We start from the raw sequence: 21,564 nt of genomic DNA on the forward strand, positions 1-21,564 counted from the left end.
TGTATAGAGTAACCATCAACTTTAGGAGGCTGGCAATGACTACTACGACCGCTAGTCGTGAACTGAACGCCCTCGACCGGTGCGACCGTTGCGGTGCACAGGCCTACGTGCGAGCCGTGCTGGCTTCAACCGGCGGTGAACTGCTGTTCTGCGCTCACCACGCCCGCGACGTGGAACCTAAACTGCGCCCTCAGTCTTCAGTTTGGCAGGACGAATCTTCGCGACTCTACGAAAAGCCGAAGGTCGACGTTAACGACTAACCTCGTTACTGACTGAATATACCGGTGGCTCAACGATCGTTGGGCCACCGGTTTTTTATGTTTTCAGACAAAAAATATGGCCAGCAGAACTTTTTGTTCTGCTGGCCATAAGTTCTACTGACTTAGTCGAGGTAGTCCCGAAGAACCTGGGAGCGCGAAGGGTGACGCAGCTTCGACATCGTCTTAGACTCGATCTGGCGGATACGCTCGCGCGTCACGCCATAGACCTTTCCGATTTCGTCTAAAGTCTTAGGCTGACCATCGGTCAAACCAAAACGCATTGCTACAACGCCCGCTTCACGCTCTGAGAGAGTATCCAGCACAGAGTGCAGCTGCTCCTGCAACAGAGTGAACGACACGGCGTCGGCTGGAACGACTGCCTCAGAGTCTTCGATGAGGTCACCGAATTCCGAGTCGCCGTCTTCGCCCAGTGGGGTGTGCAAGGAAATCGGTTCACGACCGTATTTCTGAACTTCTACGACCTTTTCAGGGGTCATGTCCAGTTCCTTTGCCAACTCTTCTGGAGTTGGTTCACGGCCAAGATCCTGCAACATCTGGCGCTGAACGCGGGCCAGTTTGTTGATGACTTCAACCATATGCACAGGGATACGGATGGTACGAGCCTGGTCAGCCATTGCGCGAGTAATCGCCTGACGAATCCACCACGTTGCGTACGTGGAGAACTTAAAGCCCTTGGTGTAGTCAAACTTTTCAACGGCACGGATCAAACCCAAGTTGCCTTCCTGGATCAGGTCCAAGAAGAGCATGCCACGACCGGTGTAGCGCTTAGCTAGGGACACAACCAAACGAAGGTTTGCTTCGAGCAGGTGGTTCTTAGCGATCTTGCCGTCGTGAATAATCTGCTCGTAATCCCAACGCAAACGCTGGTCCATCGAGCCGTCGTCTTTCTCCAGCTTGTCTGCTGCAAACAGACCAGCTTCGATACGCAACGCTAGGTCGACTTCCTGCTCAGCATTCAGCAGGGCAACCTTACCGATCTGCTTCAGGTAATCCTTGACTGGGTCGGCGGTTGCGCCGGCAACCATGACCTGCTGCTGCGGGGCATCGTCATCACCGGTGGACAGGGTAAAGCCTTTGGAGTCGTCCTCAGGCTTAGAATCGGCACCATTCTCGGGACCCTCTTCGCCTTCGGCCACCGCTTCGGTTGATTCGTCCTGCGCTGCATTATCTGCAGCTACCTTTTTGGTCCGAGGCTTGGCCTTGGTAGCACGCTTTTTCGCCACAGAATTTTCTGCAGTTGCCTCGGTCTCGTCGACCTCAACTTCAGTTGCTTGACGATTAGCGTTCGTCTCAGAAGATGACACGAATAACCTTTCTAACGATGCGTTCCGGATGCACCTGCCGGTAACACCACTATGACCCTGTCAAGTCCGATGACGTCTAATCAATGACTAAACGCCGCAGGGCTGGCACATTGTAATCAACGCTTCAAGCCCGCCTTATGTTCCCAAAATCCGTAGATTTCAGGCAAAGGCAATTCGAACCTAACCGGGTCTGTTATCTCATTATCCACGAATTACCACCAAGACACCACTTGAGACACTCTCCCCATCGACCTTTCAGGAAAAGTTTGCGCGCCATGCACGTAGCTGATCGGTAGCCCAAGCAGGCATTACCCCGTGTTCCATGAGCCGTTGCAGAAGCCCCGCTAGTTCATATTCTGCGTTCTCCTTCACTGCTTGTTCCAGGAGGACCAATGCCATTGAGCCCCGACCCCTCGCCCATTCAACCCACGCTAATAAGCAAAGTAACGCTTGTCTTGGCTCTCCTTGAGCAACCCCTAAAAGATCACGGGATATCGCCCACAATCGATCTATACGTTCCCAGTCTGGCGCGTACCAGCCACGCCCCAACAAGTAATCCGCCAACGGAGCGATCGCACCCTCTCGTTCATCGATAGAGATTCCAAAGAGGACATCTAGCGCGCTTTCCAATCCCTCGCCCGCCAAAAAAGGCAGCAAGTCCCGCACAAGCTTTGTGTCCAATGAAGCAACGTGAATTGAAGCTCGCGCGGGATCTGCATGAAGTTTTGCCGTTGCTTCGGTGAAGGGCAAAGACAGCGATTCATGCCATGCCTCCAGCGACAACATGATGTTGGTTTCCTGCGTGCTGGCCACTTGTTGTATTTCCTGGGCGTTCGACCATTTTGGTATCCCGGTGCCATCCCACGGTTTCTCCAGCGGGGCTGATCCTGCCAACACCATGGACAGGTTCGTCTCATTCGTATCGAGAGCAGGAACAATCTGAAGAACCGGATCTTCTGCGCTGTCATAGTCCCAGATTCTCGAAAACTGCCGACACCACGCATGCCGCAATCCAATTGTTTGACGCGCCAATGCGACTTCAAGCTCAGAAATGAGGTTCGCGAAGGGCACACGGTTATCCTCATTCGCATCGTCTGGGGCGTAGACCACCACAGCAATGTCCTTGATATTGGGAATCCGTTGCAGCAAGCGAGTTACCTGAGTGATCCACATTTTTAGATCAGATAGGTTCTCTGTTGGTGGAAGGTCTACCCTGAGCGTTGCTTCGAGCCGATCATCGTCGACGAGTAGCAACACAACAGAATTCTTTGGATGAAATCCCAGGGCATGTGGAACATAGGCCAAGATGTCCCGGTAGCTGGACAGTGAAATTGGATGGCGTTCTGGAGTAGTTGTCATGCACCCACGGTGCTAGAAATTGAATCTTACAACTCAACTACCTCAACCAATTGTGGAGAACCGCAGCACCCCAGTGACTGGTCCTATTGCTCCGCCAAAAAACGTCGTGCTTTGCGACGTTCAATCAACATGAAAGTAATGCCCACAGCAGCCATGACAAATTGGAATGACAACGCGATGCGGAATGATCCGAGGTTGTATAGCTCTCCGGTGGAACCGTCAGCTTTGTTCAGCATGTCCAGGATGAATCCGATGACATAAATGGTGATGAACGCACCAACAAAACCGCCGGTGTTTACTAACCCTGTTGCCGTCCCCAATACTCGTGGTGAGTTAAAGGTTCGCGCGAAATCGAATCCGATGACTGAAGCAGGTCCACCTGCTGCAACGGTAATCATCAAGACGATTAGTACCCACAGTGGAGCTTGTCCCGGCCACAGCAAAACTACGGCCCAGAGCGCCAGCATTAAACCGATGACGCCTAACGCGTAGTTTGAGCGGTGTTCTGCGTGGCGTGCGGTGAGGGCACCGAGCATGGGCCCAACAACAACTGCGACAACAACGAAGATCGACATCAATCCTGAAGCCAGCGAGCTGTCCAGTCTCTGTCCTTCAACGAGAAATGGGTAGCCCCAGGTCATCATGAAGGTGTTGATCATAAATGCAGTGGTGAAGTGCGTCCAGAAACCTAGCCGGGTGCCAGGTTGTTTGAGCGCTTGAACAATACGTGAGTCTGAAGAGTGCGTTCCTTGTCCCGGGCCGGTCCAGCTGTCGCCATTACGGACAAAGGCGATGGTGGTGATGAAGGTGGCGAAGGCGAATCCGGACATGGCCGAGAAAGCTGGGGACCACCCGACGTTGAGCAACATCATGTGAAAAGGGAATATACTGATGAGTTGGCCTAGTTGGCCAAACGTTCCGGTGAGCTGAGTGAGGACCGGAATTCTTGATCCGGAAAACCACAGTGGCAAGAGTTTGAGCACAGATACGAATACCATCGCATCACCCATGCCAACCATGACACGGCCAATCAACCCCATGGGAACGTTCACCGAGATGGCGAGGAAGGCCTGACCGGCGGCCATCAAGAAAGCGCCACAGGTGATTAAGATCCGGGGACCGAACTTATCGAGGAGCAATCCGACCGGCACTTGCGCACCAGCATAGACTATGAGCTGGACGACGGAGAACGTCGCAAGGATTTGAGCACTGGCATGAAAACGTTCTGTCGCTTCAATACCAGCCACACCAAAACTAGTGCGCTGCGATATTGCGGATATATAGGCCAGAATTGCGAAGCCGTAAACCAACCACGCCTTGCCAGAATTTAGATGCGGTTGACTCACTAGTCTTGATCACCTGATGACGTATCGTCTTGTCCGTTCCTTAGCCAATCATCAGTATTTTCGATGGCGGCCAAGAAGTCTTCAGCACTTGCGCCCAATTCTTCGGCGTTTGGCATTTGTTTGTCTTCATCGAGCAATAGCGAACGTGGCTCATGTTCTTGAACATGCGCATCAAAACGTTCTTCAAATCCGTCAACCATCTGCCGAACGTCGTTATTAGCTTCCAGCTGTTCGGCCAATTGTTGCTCAACCAGACGCGCAGCTTCGCGCAATTTATCCGTTGGCAGTGCAAGTTTCAGGGCAGCACCGACATACTCCAAGGTGGCCACAGCCACTGCCGGGTATTCCGATTCTGCCAGATAATGCGGGGTGTGTAAGGAGTAGCCGACGATGTCACGCTCCACCTCAGCCATGCGGATTTCCAGCAATGAAGTAATGCCCGCAGGGGACTCTACGGTGGGGCTCCAGGTGGAGATGTTCTCGATGAGATCCTTACGATTTCCGTGAGCGGTCACGCCAACTGGCCTGGTGTGCGGAACCGGCATTGGCAAGGAAGCCGTACCAACAACAAGCGAAACGTTAAAAGCCTCAATAAAGCTCAAGATTTCGGAGATGAAGCGCTCCCACTTGAGGTCTGGTTCAACCCCGGTGAGGAACCAGAAATTGCGGTCCATTTCGTCGGTCATCAAATAGATTTCGATGCGCGGTGCTTGATAACCGGCGAAGTGATCCCCAAGAAAAGTCAGTCGAGGTCGCTGCGAGGTGTAGGCAACCAGTTCGTCAGCGTCAAAGGTCGCAAAGAGTTTGGACTCAAGACGTCCAAAAAGTTCGTTGGTCACTTGGGAGTGGGTATGCCCCGCGTCGCTCATGGACTTGAGCAAGACATACATTCCAAGGCCTTGAAAGCGTGGATCATCCAAGTTCTCTGCGACCATCGTCATCAGCGATTCCTTGGACATTTTCTCCTCATTCAATTCCGAATACTCTCAAACCAGGTCCTGCGCCCGTAGACGCTACTTGTCACCCTACATTCTGGCTGACAGTCAATACTATCGCTTATGCACTTACGCTTGCTGTGAAGTGACGCACGATGAACTGATTCCTCGGATACCATCGGAGTTATAAAGATGTATTGCCTCTGAGCATGCATTACCTTCCGGATTACCATTCCGGAGTTCTAGACCTTGGACCCTACAAAGGCACAGAAGGAATGATTTTGTGATCAACTCAAGTGATCTCACTTTGAGCGCCATTGGCACCGACATCAAACGCAAGAGCGCAGACACCTTGATATTGGGTGTGTTGAAGAATGATGGAAAAGCAACCATCGTCGCTTCCCCCTTTACTCCGGAAACGACTTCATCTCTAGAGCAGTCGCTGACCGCTCTTGGCGTGTCGGGTAAAGCCGACGAAGTGACTTTGCTTCCCGGCGTCGAGGCTTCGAAGGCTAAGGTCTTGCTCTTCATCGGCTTGGGTGTTGCAGAATTGGCTGACCTGACCGATGAACTGTTGCGTCGCGCTGCCGGTTCAGCAGCTCGACAGCTATCCAACGCTAAAACCGCGATCTTCGCCCTGCCTTCGGATAGTGTCGAGCAAGTGGCGGCTATCGCTGAAGGTATCGCCCTCGGTAGCTACCGTTACGAAAATCAGCGGTCGAAGAAGAGCGAGAAGCCGGTACTCGCCGATGCACAAATCGCCACCGCAGTCGCAACTTCAAAGGATCTGCCGGCAGTGCTCAAGCGTGCTGCGGTCCTGGGTCGTGCCGTACGTGGAACCCGCGATCTGATCAACACCCCAGCAAACCTGCTCTACCCAGAATCTTTCGCAACCGCAGTCAAGGACTACTCCAAGTCATTGCCGCTCAAGGTCACGGTCTTCGACGAGAAGCGTCTGGCTAAGGACGGCTTTGGCGGTTTGCTTGGCGTCGGTGGTGGTTCAGTACGTCAGCCTCGAATGGTTAAGGTCGAGTACTCCCCTGCCAAGGCAACCAAGCATATTGCACTCATCGGTAAGGGCATCACCTTTGATACCGGTGGTACCTCTTTGAAGCCTGCCGCTGGTATGCACGCCATGAAATCGGACATGTCTGGCGCTGCCGCGGTATTCCAGAGCATCGCAGCCGTCGCAGAGTTGGGCCTGAACGTCAAGGTCACCGCATGGCTATGCCTGGCAGAAAACATGCCAGGCGGCGCGTCCACCCGTCCGGGTGACGTACTGACGATGTTCGGTGGTAAGACTGTTGAGGTCTTGAACACCGATGCCGAGGGCCGCTTGGTTATGGCTGATGGTTTGGCCGCAGCAAGCTTGGAAAAGCCAGACGTCATGATCGATATTGCTACCCTGACTGGCGCACAGATGCTTGCTTTGGGTCTACGCACTGCCGGCATCATGGGCAACGAGCAGGTACGTGATGATCTGGTTGCAGTATCAGACAAGGTCGGCGAATTGGCTTGGGCCATGCCGCTTCCGGAAGAACTGCGTCCAAGCATTGAGTCGCAGGTTGCAGACCTCGCCAACATTGGTGAGCGCATGGGTGGCATGATGACCGCGGCAGTCTTCTTGGAAGAATTTGTTGGCGAGGTCGACGGCAAGAAGATCCCTTGGGCACATATCGACTTCGCTGGACCAGCGTTCAACGAAGGCAGTGCCTGGGGCTACACCCCGAAGAACGGTACTGGTTCGCAGGTTCGCACGCTTGTAGCGTACGCAGAACAGCTGGCCGCAAACTAATGACCGCATAACTGCCCACGATATTCGGGCAGAATTGCAAGAATCCCGCATCCCGGCATCATCGTGTCATAGCGCTTGATGCCGGGAACGGACTAAAAATAAGAGACATGCCTGACTTTTACGCCCGCGAAGGTGACTCTAGCCGGTTCGCGGTACTAAGGTAAGTTTTGAAACATCACCGCGGATCAATGGTGCGCGCCCACTAGCGTCACGCTCCCAAAGATCTGCGACCGATCCCCTGGTCGGCCAAAGCCGGCCACACTTAGCGAATACGAGGGAGCGTTCACGTGGCCGATTCGGCAGCAACGCAAGAATTTGATGTCCTCATCCTCGGCGGTGGATCCGCTGGATACTCGGCAGCATTGCGTGCCATCCAGCTGGGCTACACCGTTGGATTGATTGAAAAGGAAAAGCTGGGTGGCACCTGCCTGCACACCGGCTGCATCCCAACCAAGGCTTACCTGCACGCAGCAGAGTTGGCAGAAAACGCTCGCGAGGGTGCCAAGTACGGCATCAACTCCTCGCTTGAGTCCATCGACCTGGCTGGCGTGCGCAAGTACAAGGAAGGCATTGTTGCTGGAAAGCACAAGGGCCTGCAGGGCTTGCTCAAGATGAAGAAGGTCAACGTTATCACCGGTAACGGCCGCCTCATCTCGCAGGATTCCATCGACGTTGATGGCACTGTTTACAAGGGCAAGTACATCATCCTTGCCACCGGTTCCACCTCCAAGACTTTCGGTCTTGAAATCGGCGGTCGCGTACTGACCAGCACCGAAGCACTGAATATGGAAGATCTGCCAAAGAGCGCCATCGTGCTCGGTGGCGGCGTCATCGGCGTTGAATTTGCTTCCGTATGGAACTCCTTCGGTGTCGATGTCACCATCGTTGAAGGTCTTCCTTCGCTGGTTCCAAACGAAGACCCAGCAATCATCAAGACCTTGGAGCGTGCGTTCAAGAAGCGCGGCATCAAGTTCAACACCGGTGTCTTCTTCGAAAAGGTCGAGCAGGATGCCAACGGCGTCAAGGTCTCCCTGGCTGACGGCAACGTACTGGAAGCAGACATCGTTCTGGTTGCAGTCGGCCGCGGTCCAGTGACCGAAGGCTTGGGCTTTGAAGAGCAGGGCATCACCATCGATCGCGGTTTCGTGATCACCAACGAGCGTCTGCACACCGGCGTCGGCAACATCTACGCCATCGGCGACATTGTCCCAGGCGTACAGTTGGCACACCGTGGCTACCAGCATGGTCGCTTCGTAGCTGAGGAAATCCACGGCCTGAAGCCAACCATCATCGAGGACATCAACATCCCGAAGGTGACCTTCTGCGAGCCAGAGATTGCTTCGGTTGGCTACTCCGAGCCAAAGGCTAAGGAGAAGTTCGGCGCCGATCAGATCGAAACCACCGAATACAACCTCGCCGGTAACGGCAAGTCTTCGATCCTGGGCACCAGCGGCCTGATCAAGATGGTTCGCGTCAAGAACGGTCCAATCGTGGGCGTTCACGGCATCGGCGGTCGCATCGGTGAGCAGATCGGTGAAGCTCAGCTGATCGTGAACTGGGAAGCATACCCAGAGGACGTTTCCCAGCTGATCCACGCGCACCCAACTCAGAACGAGTCCCTCGGCGAAGCTGCGATGGCTCTCGCCGGTGCTCCACTGCACGGCTAATAGGCTTTCCCCAACTAGGCAGCGCGTTGTCAACGCGCTGCCTAGTGCACAAAGCTCGGAGGCACAGCCTCCAACCACAATTCAAGATTTAAAAACCAAGGAGATACGGGACGATGTCTGAAACCGTAAACCTACCCGCACTGGGTGAAAGTGTTACCGAAGGTACGGTAACTCGCTGGCTGAAGCAGGTTGGCGACCGTGTAGAGGTAGACGAGCCGTTGGTGGAAGTTTCCACCGACAAGGTAGACACTGAAGTTCCTTCGCCAGTTGCCGGCGTCATCGAGGAAATCTTTGTTGCAGAAGACGAGGACGCTGAGGTTGGCGCTCCCCTCGTTCGCATTGGTGATGGATCCGGTTCGGGCGAGGCTGCACTAGCTGCCCCAGCTGCTGAAGAAGCACCAGCTCAGGCAGAAGCTCCAGCGGCACCAGCTGCTGAAGAAGCACCGGCTGAAGAAGCGGCACCTGCCGCTGCACCTGCTGGTTCCGCTTCGGGCACCGAAGTTACCTTGCCCGCACTGGGCGAATCGGTAACCGAGGGCACCGTGACCCGCTGGTTGAAGGAAGTTGGCGAGGAAGTCGCCGTCGACGAGCCACTGCTCGAAGTATCCACCGACAAGGTCGACACTGAAGTTCCTTCGCCAGTTGCCGGCACCCTGCTGGAAATTCGTGTTCCCGAAGACGAGACCGCTGAAGTTGGTGCAGTTCTCGCAGTGATCGGTGCTGCAGGCGCTGCTCCTGCCGCTGCCCCAGCGAAGGAAGAAGCACCAGCACCTGCTGCTGCTCCAGCCCCGGTCAAGGAAGAGGCTCCAGCCGCTCCTGCCCCTGCCGCACCAGCTGCACCTGCAGCACCGGCTCCAGCAGCCCCAGCACCAGCTGCCGCTCCGGCGCCAGCGGCTGCAGAGGCAAACAACGAGTCGGGCTATGTCACCCCACTGGTCCGCCGTTTGGCTAACCAGCACGACATTGACATCGCTTCGGTCAAGGGCACCGGCGTTGGCGGTCGCATCCGCAAGCAGGACGTGCTTGACGCCGTCGCTGCCAAGGAAGCTGCATCCGCTCCAGCAGCCGCAGCAGCAACCCCAGCTGCAGCAAAGCCAGCGGCACCAGTAGTCGAGGCTTCCTCGCTACGCGGTACCACCGTCAAGGCTCCACGCATCCGTCAGGTTATCGCCCGTCGAATGCGCGAATCGCTGGATATCTCGACTCAGTTGACCCAGGTCCACGAGATCGACATGACCCGCATCGTGAACCTGCGAGCCAAGGCCAAGGCCGGCTTCAAGGCCACCAACGGTGTCAACCTGACCTACCTGCCATTCATCGCCAAGGCTGTTACCGAGGCACTGAAGGCTCACCCATCGGTGAACGCCAACTACGATGAAGAAAAGCAGGAGATCACCTACCACAACGCCGAGCACCTCGGCTTCGCGGTAGACTCCGAAAAGGGCCTGCTGGTTCCTGTTGTCTCCAACGCTGGCGATCTGAACCTTGCTGGCCTGGCCAACAAGATCGCTGACGTTGCAGCACGTACCCGTGGCAACAAGATCGGTCCAAACGAGCTCTCCGGCGGCACCTTCACCATCACCAACATTGGTTCGGTAGGCGCCCTGTTCGATACCCCGATCATCAACCAGCCAGAGGTCGCCATCTTGGGCACTGGCGCTATCGTGAAGCGTCCAGCGGTCATCACTGATGCCGAGGGCAACGACTCGATCGCCATCCGTCACATGATGTACCTGTGCCTGACTTACGATCACCGTCTCGTTGACGGCGCCGATGCAGGTCGATTCCTGCAGACCGTCAAGGCTCGCCTTGAGGGTGGCGCTTTCGAAGGCGATCTGGGGCTCTAAGCTCTAAAAAGCTCTTCTAGCTACAGCGATGATCGCCCCTACCGATGTTTCGGTAGGGGCGATCATCGCTTTTCTACGTTCAGTCGAATTTGGATTAGGCTAGGAGTATGGATTTCCTGAAACTCATTTTAGTATTTGTGCATATTCTTGGAGCGGGCGCGATTTTTGGCGGCTGGCTGGCAAACTTTAAGACCCCCACCGTCAATGTTTGGCAGTGGTACGGTGCTCTGGTCCAGTTGATTACTGGTCTGGCTTTGGTAGGTATCGCTGAAGCTGGCACCGATCCGGTCAACCACGCAAAAATTGGCGTAAAACTTGTTATTGCAATCGTCATCGCAGTGGCAGCATTTATCGGACGCAAGAAGGTCAAGGCTGGCGAAGAAGTTTCGACCGGCATCGCCCACGCAGTTGGTGGCATGGCTTTCATCAACATCGCAGTAGCCACACTCTGGTCCTAAGCTTCATAAGGACTATCTGGGAACCGCGGTCAAATGTACTGAGCATACATTTGGACGCGGTTCCTTCCTTTAATGGCGTAGAACTTTGCCTATCGTCCAACCTTTATCGGAGAGCACTAGTTCTATTTCAATCCTCTGCGTCGCGGTGGCTTTGACCGTGTGAATCGCTTGGCCTTTTTGATCCACGTAGTCATACTCCCCTTGACTTGAATCTGCGCTCAAAATCACCGTATTACCTTGCCCTCTGGCGACGACTGAAACATTCTCTAGATGCGTTTTTAAGCCACGAAAATTCAAATCCATATCACGCAAAGTGGCAATAGTTTCTTGATCTCTTTTCAACTGCTCAGAACCCGCAGCGTAGATAGTCTTCAAATCACGGCTCGATAGCTTACTCATCGCAGCATCACGTCGTTGTGTCAGGCTGAGGAAGGCCGATACTATCGTGTCCTGCTGAAACGCACACGCGGGAACTTCAGCAACATCATTGATACGACACGTAGATTCGCCAGGAACCTCGATCACCTGCTCCGTGTCGGATGCAGTTGCTGCCACGAGATGATTTACGCCGACAAGGCTGCCTGCTATGACCGCAATGCCCAGGACAACCGCGCCTACAACCTTCATCGCGCCGGGCGTGCTTCGAAGCCGATGAACTTCCCATCCTTCATCCGCTTCCTGCTTAACGTTAGAAGTTTTTACAGCCTTTTGCTTTGCCCGCTTTGGTCGCCGACGCCCTTGCCCCACTTCTGGGTGAATAGTTTCCATCAGATGCGTTGCATCCGAGGAAACATGGCCCTCCCATCGAATTGCTTCAGCACTAGCGCTTGCAAAGAGCGTTCGCGCAAATTGCTCGGCGCTGGGCCGTTGACTCGGATCCGTACTGAGGCACTCGATCAGAAGTTCTTGAATGATCCGTGGGATGCTCGGAAACTGTACGCGCACTGGCGGACGAATGAGCTCTTCATCTGGGGGCCTTCCAGACAGAAGAAACCATAAACACGCGCCCAGAGAATAGACGTCCTGCTCTCCTGTGGAAACTTCGCGCACCCCTGGAGCAATCTCTGGAGCCATAAACCCCGGCGTCCCGGCCCCGGAAGACTCGAGTATCCCGGACGTAGTCTCCTGAAAGTCAATGATTTTTGGCATCCCGCTTGCAGTTAGCAAAACATTGGACGGTGAGATGTCACCGTGTCGAAAACCAGCAGCATGCATAGTAGAAAGTGTTTGCGCAACCGGAGCCAAGGCAGTGATACATTCTCCCAAACTGAACACACCACGGCTGCTCACGAGATCACCGATGCTACCGCCAGGACAGTATTCCATGATCAATCCATCACCCAACTGAGTGCTGAGCGTGCCGTAAAAATCAACGACATATTTCCTCGACTGCGTAACCGAGTTTTGCCTCAAGGAGGAGACATCTTCCATAGTCAAACTTAGTTTTAACACCATGTAAGTTTGGTCACTCTCCCTGCGCACCAACCAGACTTTACAAGGTGACTTGGCGCTTAAGGGTCTAACAGTGACATGCCCCGGGGCCATTGGCCACGCTAAAACATTTGTTGATTCATCCATAGCTCTGTTGTAGAGCAAAATTAGAAAACACAAGTTCGTTATCCACAGGTTTAACGCCCTCAATCGAATTAGCGACCAGCGTTACAACGGCGTAGGGTAACCCTCATGGCGATCGAATTCGAACGAGTCGGACTAGGCTCAAAATTTGTGCCCTACATGGAAGCTTGGGACTACCAGATCCAACTGCATGATGCGGTAGCCGCGGACGAACAGTCCCCGAAAGTCCTGTTCCTAGAGCACGAAGCGGTATACACCGCAGGCAAGAGAACTGAACCAGAAGATCTTCCCTTAGACGGAACCCCTGTCGTAGATGTAGATCGAGGCGGCAAGCTCACCTGGCACGGCCCCGGACAACTAATCGGTTATCCCATCGTCAAACTGCGCAAGATGAGCGCAATTCGGCTTTACGTGGAAACTATCGAGGAAGCGCTGATCAACGTAGTCAGCGACATGGGCATTCCCACGACACAGATCAAAGGTCGATCTGGCGTTTGGGTTCCGGGAAAAAACGGCGAGCAAGATCGAAAGATTGCAGCAATCGGGCTTCGTATCAGCCATGGTGTCACCATGCATGGCTTTGCGCTGAACTGCTCTAATGAATTAGCAGCCTACGAGCAGATCATCCCGTGCGGAATCACCGATGCTGGCGTCACTTCCATCTCCCAAGAGCTAGGAAAAACCGTCACACCAGAAGATGTTGTTGACCGAGTACAGAGCGAACTCGAACGTCTTCTCACCCCACAAGTCGTCTAGACAATCATTCCCTCCAAAAGAAAGAGCCGATAATGAGCGTCGCACCTGAAGGCCGTCGTATGTTGCGGGTTGAAAAGCGCAATGCTGCCGTACCCGTGGAGCGCAAGCCCGAGTGGATCAAGGCCAAGTTGAACATTGGTCCTGAATACGTAGGCCTGAAGAATCTCGTGCAGTCTGAAGGATTGCACACCGTCTGCGAAGAAGCAGGCTGCCCAAATATCTTCGAATGTTGGGAAGACCGTGAAGCGTCTTTCCTTATCGGTGGTTCCGAGTGCACCCGCCGTTGCGATTTCTGCCAGATCGCTACCGGCAAACCATCCCCTATCGATCGCTCCGAACCTTTTAAGGTTGCAATGAGCGTCAAGAAGATGGATCTGCGCTACGCGACTGTAACTGGTGTAGCCCGTGATGACCTCGAGGATGAGGGCGTGTGGCTGTATGCCGAGACGGTTCGCCAGATTCACAAGATGAACCCAACTACGGGTGTTGAGTTGTTGATCCCAGACTTCACCGGCAAGCCAGAAAACCTGGATGCCATTTGCGATTCCGCTCCCGAGGTTTACGCCCACAACGTGGAGACCGTTCCTCGTATCTTCAAGCGCATTCGCCCGGCCTTCCGCTATGACCGCTCCTTGGACGTCATTTCTCACGGTCGCAAGCGAGGACTCATCACCAAGTCGAACCTGATCTTGGGTATGGGCGAAACGCGCGAAGAAATTTCTGAAGCCATGCGCGATCTCTACGAGGCCGGCTGCGACCTCCTGACTTTGACACAGTATCTACGCCCTACCGATCTTCACCTTCCTGTCGATCGTTGGGTTACCCCACAGGAATTCATTGAACTACAGCAGGAGGCAGAAGAAATCGGCTTCGCCGGTGTCATGTCTGGTCCGCTGGTTCGTTCTTCTTACCGTGCAGGTCGCTTGTGGGCTGGCGCCATGCGTAAGAAGGGGCGCGAAATCCCTGAGGCTCTCTCGCAGATTGAGTCCTCCGGTAACACCCGTCAGGAAGCTGCTTCATTGATCAAGTAATGATCAAATGAGTGCGTTCCAGACCACGACCCCGTAGCCCGATGGCAACTTTGACATCATGGCTTCGGGGTCGTGGTCTGTTGACATCGTCCCGTTGTGCTTCAAATTTCCTTCGTTAGCTGACGCGACTTAGAACTATCGTCAACATCGCGTAGAATTAAGGAACTATGGCCAAAAACTCCGACAACGACGCTGCTGCGCAATCAAAGCGCGGTTTGTTTTCGCGTAAACCAAAAGCTGAGAAGAAGAACAAAGAACCAGGTCGATTGAAGCAAATCGGCCAAGTCTTCCAGATGACGCGCCGCAACGACCCGATGGTCGTTTGGTGGATGGCACTGGCAGCCTTGGCAGTAATCGCGGTCTGCTTGGTTATCGGTATCTTGATCAACAACTGGATCACCATGTTGATCATTGCTATTCCGTTGGCTCTTCTTGCGGCAATGTTCATCATGTCCCGTCGCGCTGAAAAAGCTGCCTTCTCCCAACTTGAAGGACGCCCAGGTGCTGCCGGTGCAGCCATGAGCGTTCTGCGTCGTGGATGGATCCTCAAGCAGGAACCAGTCGCCTACAACCGCCACCAGGACTTGGTTTTCCTTGCCATTGGCCGTCCAGGCGTCGTCTTGGTTACTGAAGGACCTAAGTCGCGAGTACGCGAATTGGTAACTTCCGAGCGTAAGCGCATTGCTCGCGTTCTGCCGAACGTACCAGTACACGTAATCAACGCTGGCCAAGACGAAGACCAGACCAGTTTGGTTAATGTCAGCAAGGAAATGAAGAAACTTCCTAAGTCCATCACCAAGCTTGAAGTCACGGCCATCGACAAGCGTCTAAGCACGCTGACCGCAAACCGTTTGCCTATCCCGAAGGGCGTGGATCCGAACCGAGTTCGGCCGAACCGTCGCGCTACTCGCGGTCGCTAAAAACCTCATAAAAATATCGAAGCCGCAACAGGATTTCCTGTTGCGGCTTCGATATTTTTCTGTCTTTAACTTATCTGATGTTGACCAAGATTGTTTTCGGAAGTCTGTCGTGAAGACCCCGCTGATCTTTATCGGTAACGAAAACCGGAATCGCCAGGCAAAGCAATAATGAGCGACTCAAACCTTGCAGAGGCTTCACAGCCGTGCCGTCCATGGACTGCACTTGGAGGCCAAAGGTGCGGTGACCAATTGTGTGGCCAGTGAATCCCACGCCAATAATCTGACCAGCACAAAACAGTAGCAACGTTGCAAGATCACTGAAATTGAAGAGCCACCAGCTCAGAAGCATTGATAGGCCCCAGTCAATGAACAAGGCGCCGAGCCTACGAGGGAAACGGCCAATTGACCCTGGTCCGCTCTCCGGACGACCTAAGTCCTGCCCCGGCCATTGTTGCGAGTTATGTTGTGGCGGGCCTTCGAGCCACGAACTAAAGTCTTTTCTTTCCACCTACCTAGTCTATCGAGGGATTCTGTGCACTCGTTTTATCGTCCTGAATACCCTGATCAGACCGACTAAGATTCCGAGTCAGTATGTTACGAACTGCATCATGCCAGATCAGCGGGATACGACACGCCCGGACATCGGCTCTGTAACAGGCTGGAAACAATAGAGACACCATTCAGAAATGGATAGTGGGTAAGCTCTATATGTAAGCAAGGGAACCAGATAGGACCTTCTATCTGATCGTTCTGTTTACCAAATCTCATATCTCACCAGGGAGTAACCTGCACATGTTTACCAGTCCAGAAGAAGTCTTGGCATACATTGCCGAAGAGGACATCAAGTTCGTCGACATCCGTTTCACCGACCTTCCAGGCGTTCAGCAGCACTTCAACGTGCCCGCCAAGTCGGTCGATGCTGACTTCTTCGTCAACGGCCAGCTCTTTGATGGTTCTTCCATCCGCGGCTTCGCTGGCATCTCTGAATCAGACATGCAGTTGACCCCTGATGTCACCACCGGTTTCATCGATCCATTCCGCATCGAAAAGACCCTGGCATTCAACTTCTCGATCATCAACCCACGTACCGGTGAGCCTTACCACCGTGACCCACGTGGCGTTGCTGAGCGTGCAGAGGCTTACCTCGAATCCACCGGAATTGCAGACACCGCATTCTTCGCTCCAGAAGCAGAATTCTTCATCTTCGAAGACGTTCGTTACGAGTCCAAGCCAGAAGGCGCGTTCTACAAGATTGACTCGGACGAGGCTCCTTGGAACACCGGCCGCAAGGAAGAAGGTGGCAACCAGGGTTACAAGACCGCTTTCAAGGGTGGCTACTTCCCAGTTGCACCAACCGACAAGCAGGCTGACCTGCGCGACGCAATCTGCGTAGAGCTAGACAACGCTGGCCTTGAGGTTGAGCGTAGCCACCACGAAGTGGGTGCTGCCGGCCAGGCTGAAATCAACTACAAGTTCAACACCATGGTTCACGCTGCTGACGAGCTGATGCTCTTCAAGTACATCGTCAAGAATGTGGCTGACGCTTGGGGCAAGTCTGCAACCTTCATGCCTAAGCCTGTCTTCGGCGATAACGGTTCGGGTATGCACGTTCACCAGTCGCTGTGGACCGCTGGCGAGCCACTGTTCTACGACGAGAAGGGCTACGCTGGCCTCTCCGATACGGCTCGCTGGTACATCGGTGGCCTGCTCAAGCACGCTTCGGCAGTGCTGGCATTCACCAACCCTACCGTGAACTCCTACCGTCGACTGGTCAAGGGCTTCGAGGCTCCAGTGAACATGGTTTACTCGCAGGGTAACCGTTCGGCTGGTATCCGTATCCCAATCACCGGTTCGAACCCTAAGGCTAAGCGCATTGAGTTCCGCGCGCCAGATGCTTCCTCGAACCCATACCTGGCTTTCGCAGCTCAGCTGATGGCTGGCCTCGACGGAATCAAGAACCGTATCGAGCCTGCAGAGCCAATCGATAAGGACCTCTACGAGCTTCCTGCCGAGGAAGCCAAGGACATCCAGCGCGCTCCTGAGAGCCTGGAAGAGGCACTGAAGGCCCTGGAAGCCGACCATGACTTCCTGCTTGAAGGCGGCGTCTTCACCGAGGACCTGATCTCCACTTGGATCGAATACAAGCGCGAAAACGAGATCAAACCACTGAGCCTGCGTCCAAACCCATACGAATTTGATCTGTACTACGGTTGCTAATCCCGATTCCGGATACATTTCGCAATAGGTAGCTAGAAGTTGGGCTTCACCACGGTGAGGCCCAACTTTTTTGTGCTTGATAGGCTACTAGCATGGATACTTCACAGTGGGTTAGCGTGCAACGCGAGGATGGCGAAACTGTCGGCTATCTCGAACCGTTGGCAGACGACTTCAGCAGTGTCCTGCCTCGCAATGTTCTCGGTCATGCTATCGATGATCCCACTGAATATCTCCAAGGCGAAGAACTGCTCCAAGAACGCGGAATCGGCGAGCTGATGCACCCGTGGATACTTGATGCTCAGCAAGGCGAGAGCACAAGCGAGCTGACGATCTTAGAACTCTCTGCTCATGGCATTGTCTTAGCCGACGCATTACATACCAAAGCACTGTCGCCAACACCTCGGATCCATGTTGACTGGCCCGATGTCACCGGGCGCCTAACACCTGCTATCCCCCGCGCTGCCAATAAATAAGTTACCGCGCCCAAAAATCTAAGCCGCGCTTCAGCTGTGTTTCTCTGCCAGGGCCTTTCCATAACGCCATCTGGTGATTTTTTGGGCCACCAACAGCAGTGGGTAGAGTATCCGCCATCCGATGTGATCTGAGGGTGCCGTCAATGAACGAATCTCCAAGAACACGTGCTGCGAACTTCGTACAAGAATGAAAGCTTCTTCACCACGAACCGGATGGCCACTACGGGTTGCATAGGCATAGCCCACCCTCGTTGCACTGCGCACCGTATCAACGACCTCTATGGGCTCATCAATAATAATCGGGCCCAGCCTAGCGTTGAGTCGAGGGCGTGTTCCGATCTGCACCGGATCGGCAGGGGTGACACTAAAACCGCTGCGCGTCTTGATTTCCCACCGAAGCAATGATTCTGCTGCTTCGCCCCAGAAGGCGTCCCCTGAGCCGAGGTAGTGACGGCGCTTCCAGACACGGAATTGGGAAGTAGTCGGAGCCCAATGTGTCTGCCGGATCTTGGTCAGCGACATGGGATTCTAGTCTTCGAATCCGTAGAAGCGCTGTTCAAAGATGATTCGTGCGTGGCGGGTGGCTCGCAGGTAATCCTCTTCAAGCTCTACTCCGAAGTGTGGCTCATAGCCGCACCATCTTGCTACTGCTTCCATGTCCCTTGAAGAGCTTGGCAACACGTCACTGGAGCGTCCTGAGGTAATGATTTCGGCGCTACGAATACGTGTTGCCAACCGCCAAGCGACTGCTAGTTGTTCACTATCTTCTTCGGTGATGGGCTTCAGCTTCGCCAGTTCTTCTAGGGCCTTCAAAGTAGAAGGAGTTCGAAGTGATTCATGTTGCCAGGCGTACTGTAGCTGATAGAACTGCACCAACCATTCAATGTCGGACAATGAGCCGCGTCCCAGTTTCAGGTGGCGGTTCGGATCGGCGCCCCGTGGCAGACGCTCAGATTCAACACGAGCCTTGATCTTACGGATCTCACGAATTTCGTTCTCGTCAAGACCTTTACCGTAGCGTACCGGCTTGATCAGTTCGATAAAGTCTTCGGCGAGTGATGCATCTCCAGCAAAAGGACGAGCTCTTTGTAACGCTTGTCGTTCCCAGACCTCAACCCAACGATCGTAATAGCTTGCGTAGGCATCGATGGATCGAACGAGGATTCCCTGTCGACCTTCAGGGCGCAGGTCAGAGTCGACCTTGAGTTTCACTTCAGCGGGTATTGCTGGTTTGAGTGGTTTGGAGGTCCATGAGACGAGTTCGGTCACCACGCGCAGAGCTTGCTCTTGAGCAGCTTGGGCTTCGGCTCCCGGCAACGGTCGTTGGACAAATAGAACGTCCGCATCGGAGCCATAGCCGATTTCCTTGCCGCCTTGGCGTCCCATGGCAATCACTGAAATGACAGCATGTTCGCCGTGTTTCTGGCGGTCAGCTGCCAGCAGCACTTGGAGGACACCATCAATCATGGCCCCATCAATATTCGAGAGGGCTTGACCCACCTCGTCAACGGACAGTAGCCCAGCTCCATCCGCCAGTGCGACACGTAGGAACTCTCGACGGCGGACCATCCTAATCATGCGTATGGCGCTCTCAGGCTGCTTGGTGCGATGGATGATCGAGAGGTTCTGCTGCAACAGGCTTTCAAGGCTCTGTGGCATCAAGGACGAATCAGAACCCAACCAAGCAGCTGCGGCCGGTTCATTAGCCAACAAATCGGTGAGGAACCGGGTATTCGACAGCAAATGACTTAGCCGTTCGGCGGCAGCGTTGGTATCGCGAAGCATGCCCAGGAACCAGTGTGATTTTCCGAGCGCTTCACTGAGTCGGCGGAATCCCAAGAGTCCGGCGTCGGGGTCAACACCTCGGGCAAACCAGTCTAAGAGCACGGGTAGTAGCTGTCGCTGTAGTGACGAACGACGGGAGACTCCCCCGGTTAACGCTTCAATATGTCGCATCGCGGCCTTGGGATCCAAATATCCCAGTGCACGAAGACGAGCCTGCGCGGATTCAGCGGTCAGCCTGACATCGTCTGCTGAGAGATTGGAGCTACTGACCAATAGTGGGCGATAGAAGATACGTTCGTGCAAGGAACGCACCATGCGCTTGGTTTCATTCCAACGACGCATGAGCTTTTCTGGGCTGGTAGGTTGCAGGTCTCCCGCACCACGAATCGAACGAGCCAAGACTCGCTGGGCATTCTCCACTCGCGGCATCAGGTGGGTACGCCGCAGTTGGCTTAGCTGAATTCTGTGCTCTAGTAAGCGCAGGAAACGATAAGAATCATCAAAATTCGTCGCGTCATCCCGGCCAATATAACCAATCTCGCTCATAGCGTGGATGGCCAGAGTCGTCGTTGGGATTTGAATATCGGGATCAACACGCCCATGAACTAGTTGCAGTAGCTGAACGGTAAATTCAACGTCTCGCAGGCCACCTGGACCCAACTTGATCTGCCAAGGAACATCTTCTTTGGCGATATTGTCACTGACTCTTCGACGCATGGCTTGGACAGATTCAACGAAACCATCTCGCTCAGAACTGGACCAGACCATGGGAGAAACCATGCGCTCATAAGAGCGCCCAAGTTCCTTGTCCCCAGCGATGCAACGGGCTTTGAGCAATGCTTGGAACTCCCACGAATGGGCCCACCGGCGATAGTAGGCTTCATGCGAGGAAAGGGTACGGGTCAGCGCGCCGTCTTTACCTTCTGGGCGCAGGTTGGCGTCCACTTCCCACAGCATTGGTTCTGGGCCTGGGACCATCAGCGCCCGAGCTGTGTTGCCGCAAATCACGGTGGCAATGGCCGCCGCCAGATCTTCATCAATTCCAGGGCCTGAACCGTGAACGTAAATTACATCCACGTCAGAGATGTAGTTTAGTTCTCGTGCCCCGCACTTTCCCATGCCAATGATGGCGATTTTTACGCGATCAACATCATCTGGATCATATTGTTCGCCTGCCTCAGCGCGGGCGATCGCTAGGGCACCTTCCAAGGCCGCCCCTGCCATGTCGGCTAACTCTGCTGCCACATTGGGGAGGATCCGCTGAGGGTTGCTTGCCCCTAGATCACGGTGAGCCAAAGAGAGCAGAGCCATCCGGTAACTTGTGCGCAGCCGTTGCCGGGCTTCCGCGCCGGTGATGGAGGAGACCCAATGTCCGCCGTTGGTACGCTGAGCATCGATGGACTCAAGCATGCTTTGAACCAGCTGCTCGCTGGTGGCTTGGGCGAATTCAGTAGACGGCGCCGTGTTGACCGTCTCTAGTGCCTGGGGGCAGCGGATCAGGAATTCGCCCAGGGCCGATGAGCTACCCAGTAAGCGCACGAGCCCCTGACAGCTCTCGGGGTCTTTGAAGATGTCGATGGCAGCTGGATGCCGGTCAACTAAACGCAGTGCGAGGAGCAACGCCTGATCAGGGTCGGGGGCATGCGCCATCTTACTCACGATCAATTGCGGATCAATCGGGGCCAATTCCTTTGATTGAAGGAATTTTTTGGCCCGTTCAATATCGCTGAAACCAGCGTTGATCAATGATCGTGAGGATATGTCCGACATGCTACTTCTTATTACTCCCACGAGCCGCCGTGTGCGAACACACGG

The 21,564-nt window shown here is 54.4% G+C and carries 18 protein-coding genes; 10 read left to right on the forward strand and 8 right to left on the reverse strand.

Annotation, left to right across the window (positions count from 1 at the left end):
• The first annotated feature begins 35 nt into the window (after positions 1-35).
• On the forward strand, positions 36-260 hold the full coding sequence (locus tag QMQ05_RS09995) for a DUF7455 domain-containing protein (protein WP_058254636.1): 225 nt from the start codon (positions 36-38) through the stop codon (positions 258-260).
• Between the two features lie 122 nt (positions 261-382).
• Here the strand turns inward: QMQ05_RS09995 and QMQ05_RS10000 are convergent, their stop codons facing one another.
• From QMQ05_RS10000 to QMQ05_RS10015, 4 genes are all read right to left on the reverse strand, one after another.
• Positions 383-1,585: an RNA polymerase sigma factor gene (locus QMQ05_RS10000; RefSeq protein WP_345469660.1), complete on the reverse strand. Its 1,203-nt coding sequence runs from the start codon at positions 1,583-1,585 to the stop codon at positions 383-385.
• A 255-nt stretch (positions 1,586-1,840) separates the two neighbouring features.
• The gene (locus tag QMQ05_RS10005) at positions 1,841-2,944 is read right to left on the reverse strand and encodes a DUF4192 family protein (RefSeq protein WP_345469662.1); all 1,104 of its coding nucleotides are present in this window, start codon (positions 2,942-2,944) and stop codon (positions 1,841-1,843) included.
• Positions 2,945-3,027: 83 nt separating this feature from the next.
• The gene (locus QMQ05_RS10010; RefSeq protein ID WP_345469664.1) at positions 3,028-4,290 is read right to left on the reverse strand and encodes an MFS transporter; all 1,263 of its coding nucleotides are present in this window, start codon (positions 4,288-4,290) and stop codon (positions 3,028-3,030) included.
• Positions 4,290-5,249: a proteasome assembly chaperone family protein gene (locus QMQ05_RS10015; protein WP_345469666.1), complete on the reverse strand. Its 960-nt coding sequence runs from the start codon at positions 5,247-5,249 to the stop codon at positions 4,290-4,292. Before QMQ05_RS10015 ends, QMQ05_RS10010 begins: the two co-directional genes overlap by 1 nt.
• Before the next feature lie 259 nt (positions 5,250-5,508).
• Here QMQ05_RS10015 and QMQ05_RS10020 point away from each other — a divergent pair, with 259 nt between their 5' ends.
• The 4 genes from QMQ05_RS10020 to QMQ05_RS10035 all read left to right on the forward strand — a co-directional run bounded on the left by QMQ05_RS10020 (position 5,509) and on the right by QMQ05_RS10035 (position 10,992).
• Positions 5,509-7,020 carry a leucyl aminopeptidase gene (locus tag QMQ05_RS10020; RefSeq protein WP_345469668.1) on the forward strand — a complete coding sequence of 504 codons (1,512 nt, stop codon included), beginning with the start codon at positions 5,509-5,511 and terminating at the stop codon, positions 7,018-7,020.
• A gap of 287 nt (positions 7,021-7,307) precedes the next feature.
• Positions 7,308-8,687, forward strand: a complete 1,380-nt coding sequence (gene lpdA / locus QMQ05_RS10025) for a dihydrolipoyl dehydrogenase (protein ID WP_058254642.1) — start codon at positions 7,308-7,310, stop codon at positions 8,685-8,687.
• A gap of 113 nt (positions 8,688-8,800) precedes the next feature.
• Positions 8,801-10,534 carry a 2-oxoglutarate dehydrogenase, E2 component, dihydrolipoamide succinyltransferase gene (sucB, locus tag QMQ05_RS10030; protein ID WP_345469670.1) on the forward strand — a complete coding sequence of 578 codons (1,734 nt, stop codon included), beginning with the start codon at positions 8,801-8,803 and terminating at the stop codon, positions 10,532-10,534.
• 107 nt (positions 10,535-10,641) lie between these two features.
• Positions 10,642-10,992 carry a hypothetical protein gene (locus tag QMQ05_RS10035; protein ID WP_058254644.1) on the forward strand — a complete coding sequence of 117 codons (351 nt, stop codon included), beginning with the start codon at positions 10,642-10,644 and terminating at the stop codon, positions 10,990-10,992.
• Between the two features lie 69 nt (positions 10,993-11,061).
• On the opposite strand, the gene QMQ05_RS10040 is transcribed toward QMQ05_RS10035, so the two are convergent.
• Positions 11,062-12,570, reverse strand: a complete 1,509-nt coding sequence (locus QMQ05_RS10040; protein ID WP_345469673.1) for a serine/threonine protein kinase — start codon at positions 12,568-12,570, stop codon at positions 11,062-11,064.
• A 105-nt stretch (positions 12,571-12,675) separates the two neighbouring features.
• On the opposite strand from QMQ05_RS10040, the gene lipB reads away from it, so the two are divergent.
• The 3 genes from lipB (at position 12,676) to QMQ05_RS10055 (ending at position 15,274) form a co-directional block, all read left to right on the forward strand.
• Positions 12,676-13,323, forward strand: a complete 648-nt coding sequence (lipB, locus tag QMQ05_RS10045; RefSeq protein WP_345469675.1) for a lipoyl(octanoyl) transferase LipB — start codon at positions 12,676-12,678, stop codon at positions 13,321-13,323.
• Between the two features lie 32 nt (positions 13,324-13,355).
• Positions 13,356-14,354, forward strand: a complete 999-nt coding sequence (lipA, locus tag QMQ05_RS10050; RefSeq protein ID WP_345469677.1) for a lipoyl synthase — start codon at positions 13,356-13,358, stop codon at positions 14,352-14,354.
• Positions 14,355-14,521: 167 nt separating this feature from the next.
• Positions 14,522-15,274, forward strand: coding sequence for a DUF4191 domain-containing protein (locus tag QMQ05_RS10055; RefSeq protein ID WP_345469679.1), 753 nt, complete (start codon positions 14,522-14,524; stop codon positions 15,272-15,274).
• A 70-nt stretch (positions 15,275-15,344) separates the two neighbouring features.
• On the opposite strand, the gene QMQ05_RS10060 is transcribed toward QMQ05_RS10055, so the two are convergent.
• Positions 15,345-15,782: an RDD family protein gene (locus QMQ05_RS10060; protein ID WP_345469681.1), complete on the reverse strand. Its 438-nt coding sequence runs from the start codon at positions 15,780-15,782 to the stop codon at positions 15,345-15,347.
• Between the two features lie 284 nt (positions 15,783-16,066).
• Between QMQ05_RS10060 and glnA the strand changes: the two genes are divergently transcribed.
• Both glnA and QMQ05_RS10070 read left to right on the forward strand, forming a co-directional pair.
• Positions 16,067-17,491, forward strand: a complete 1,425-nt coding sequence (glnA, locus tag QMQ05_RS10065) for a type I glutamate--ammonia ligase (RefSeq protein ID WP_345469683.1) — start codon at positions 16,067-16,069, stop codon at positions 17,489-17,491.
• A gap of 92 nt (positions 17,492-17,583) precedes the next feature.
• A complete protein-coding gene (locus tag QMQ05_RS10070) occupies positions 17,584-17,964 on the forward strand; it encodes a hypothetical protein (protein WP_345469685.1) in 381 nt (126 codons plus the stop codon).
• A 30-nt stretch (positions 17,965-17,994) separates the two neighbouring features.
• Here QMQ05_RS10070 and QMQ05_RS10075 read toward each other — a convergent pair whose 3' ends face one another.
• Entirely contained in the window at positions 17,995-18,486 is a 492-nt protein-coding gene (locus QMQ05_RS10075) for a DUF1990 family protein (protein ID WP_345469687.1), read from the reverse strand.
• Positions 18,487-18,492: 6 nt separating this feature from the next.
• Positions 18,493-21,519: a bifunctional [glutamine synthetase] adenylyltransferase/[glutamine synthetase]-adenylyl-L-tyrosine phosphorylase gene (locus QMQ05_RS10080; protein ID WP_345469689.1), complete on the reverse strand. Its 3,027-nt coding sequence runs from the start codon at positions 21,517-21,519 to the stop codon at positions 18,493-18,495.
• Between the last annotated feature and the right edge of the window lie 45 nt (positions 21,520-21,564).

This window comes from Glutamicibacter sp. B1, assembly GCF_039602135.1.
Taxonomy (GTDB): Bacteria; Actinomycetota; Actinomycetes; order Actinomycetales; family Micrococcaceae; genus Glutamicibacter; species Glutamicibacter ectropisis.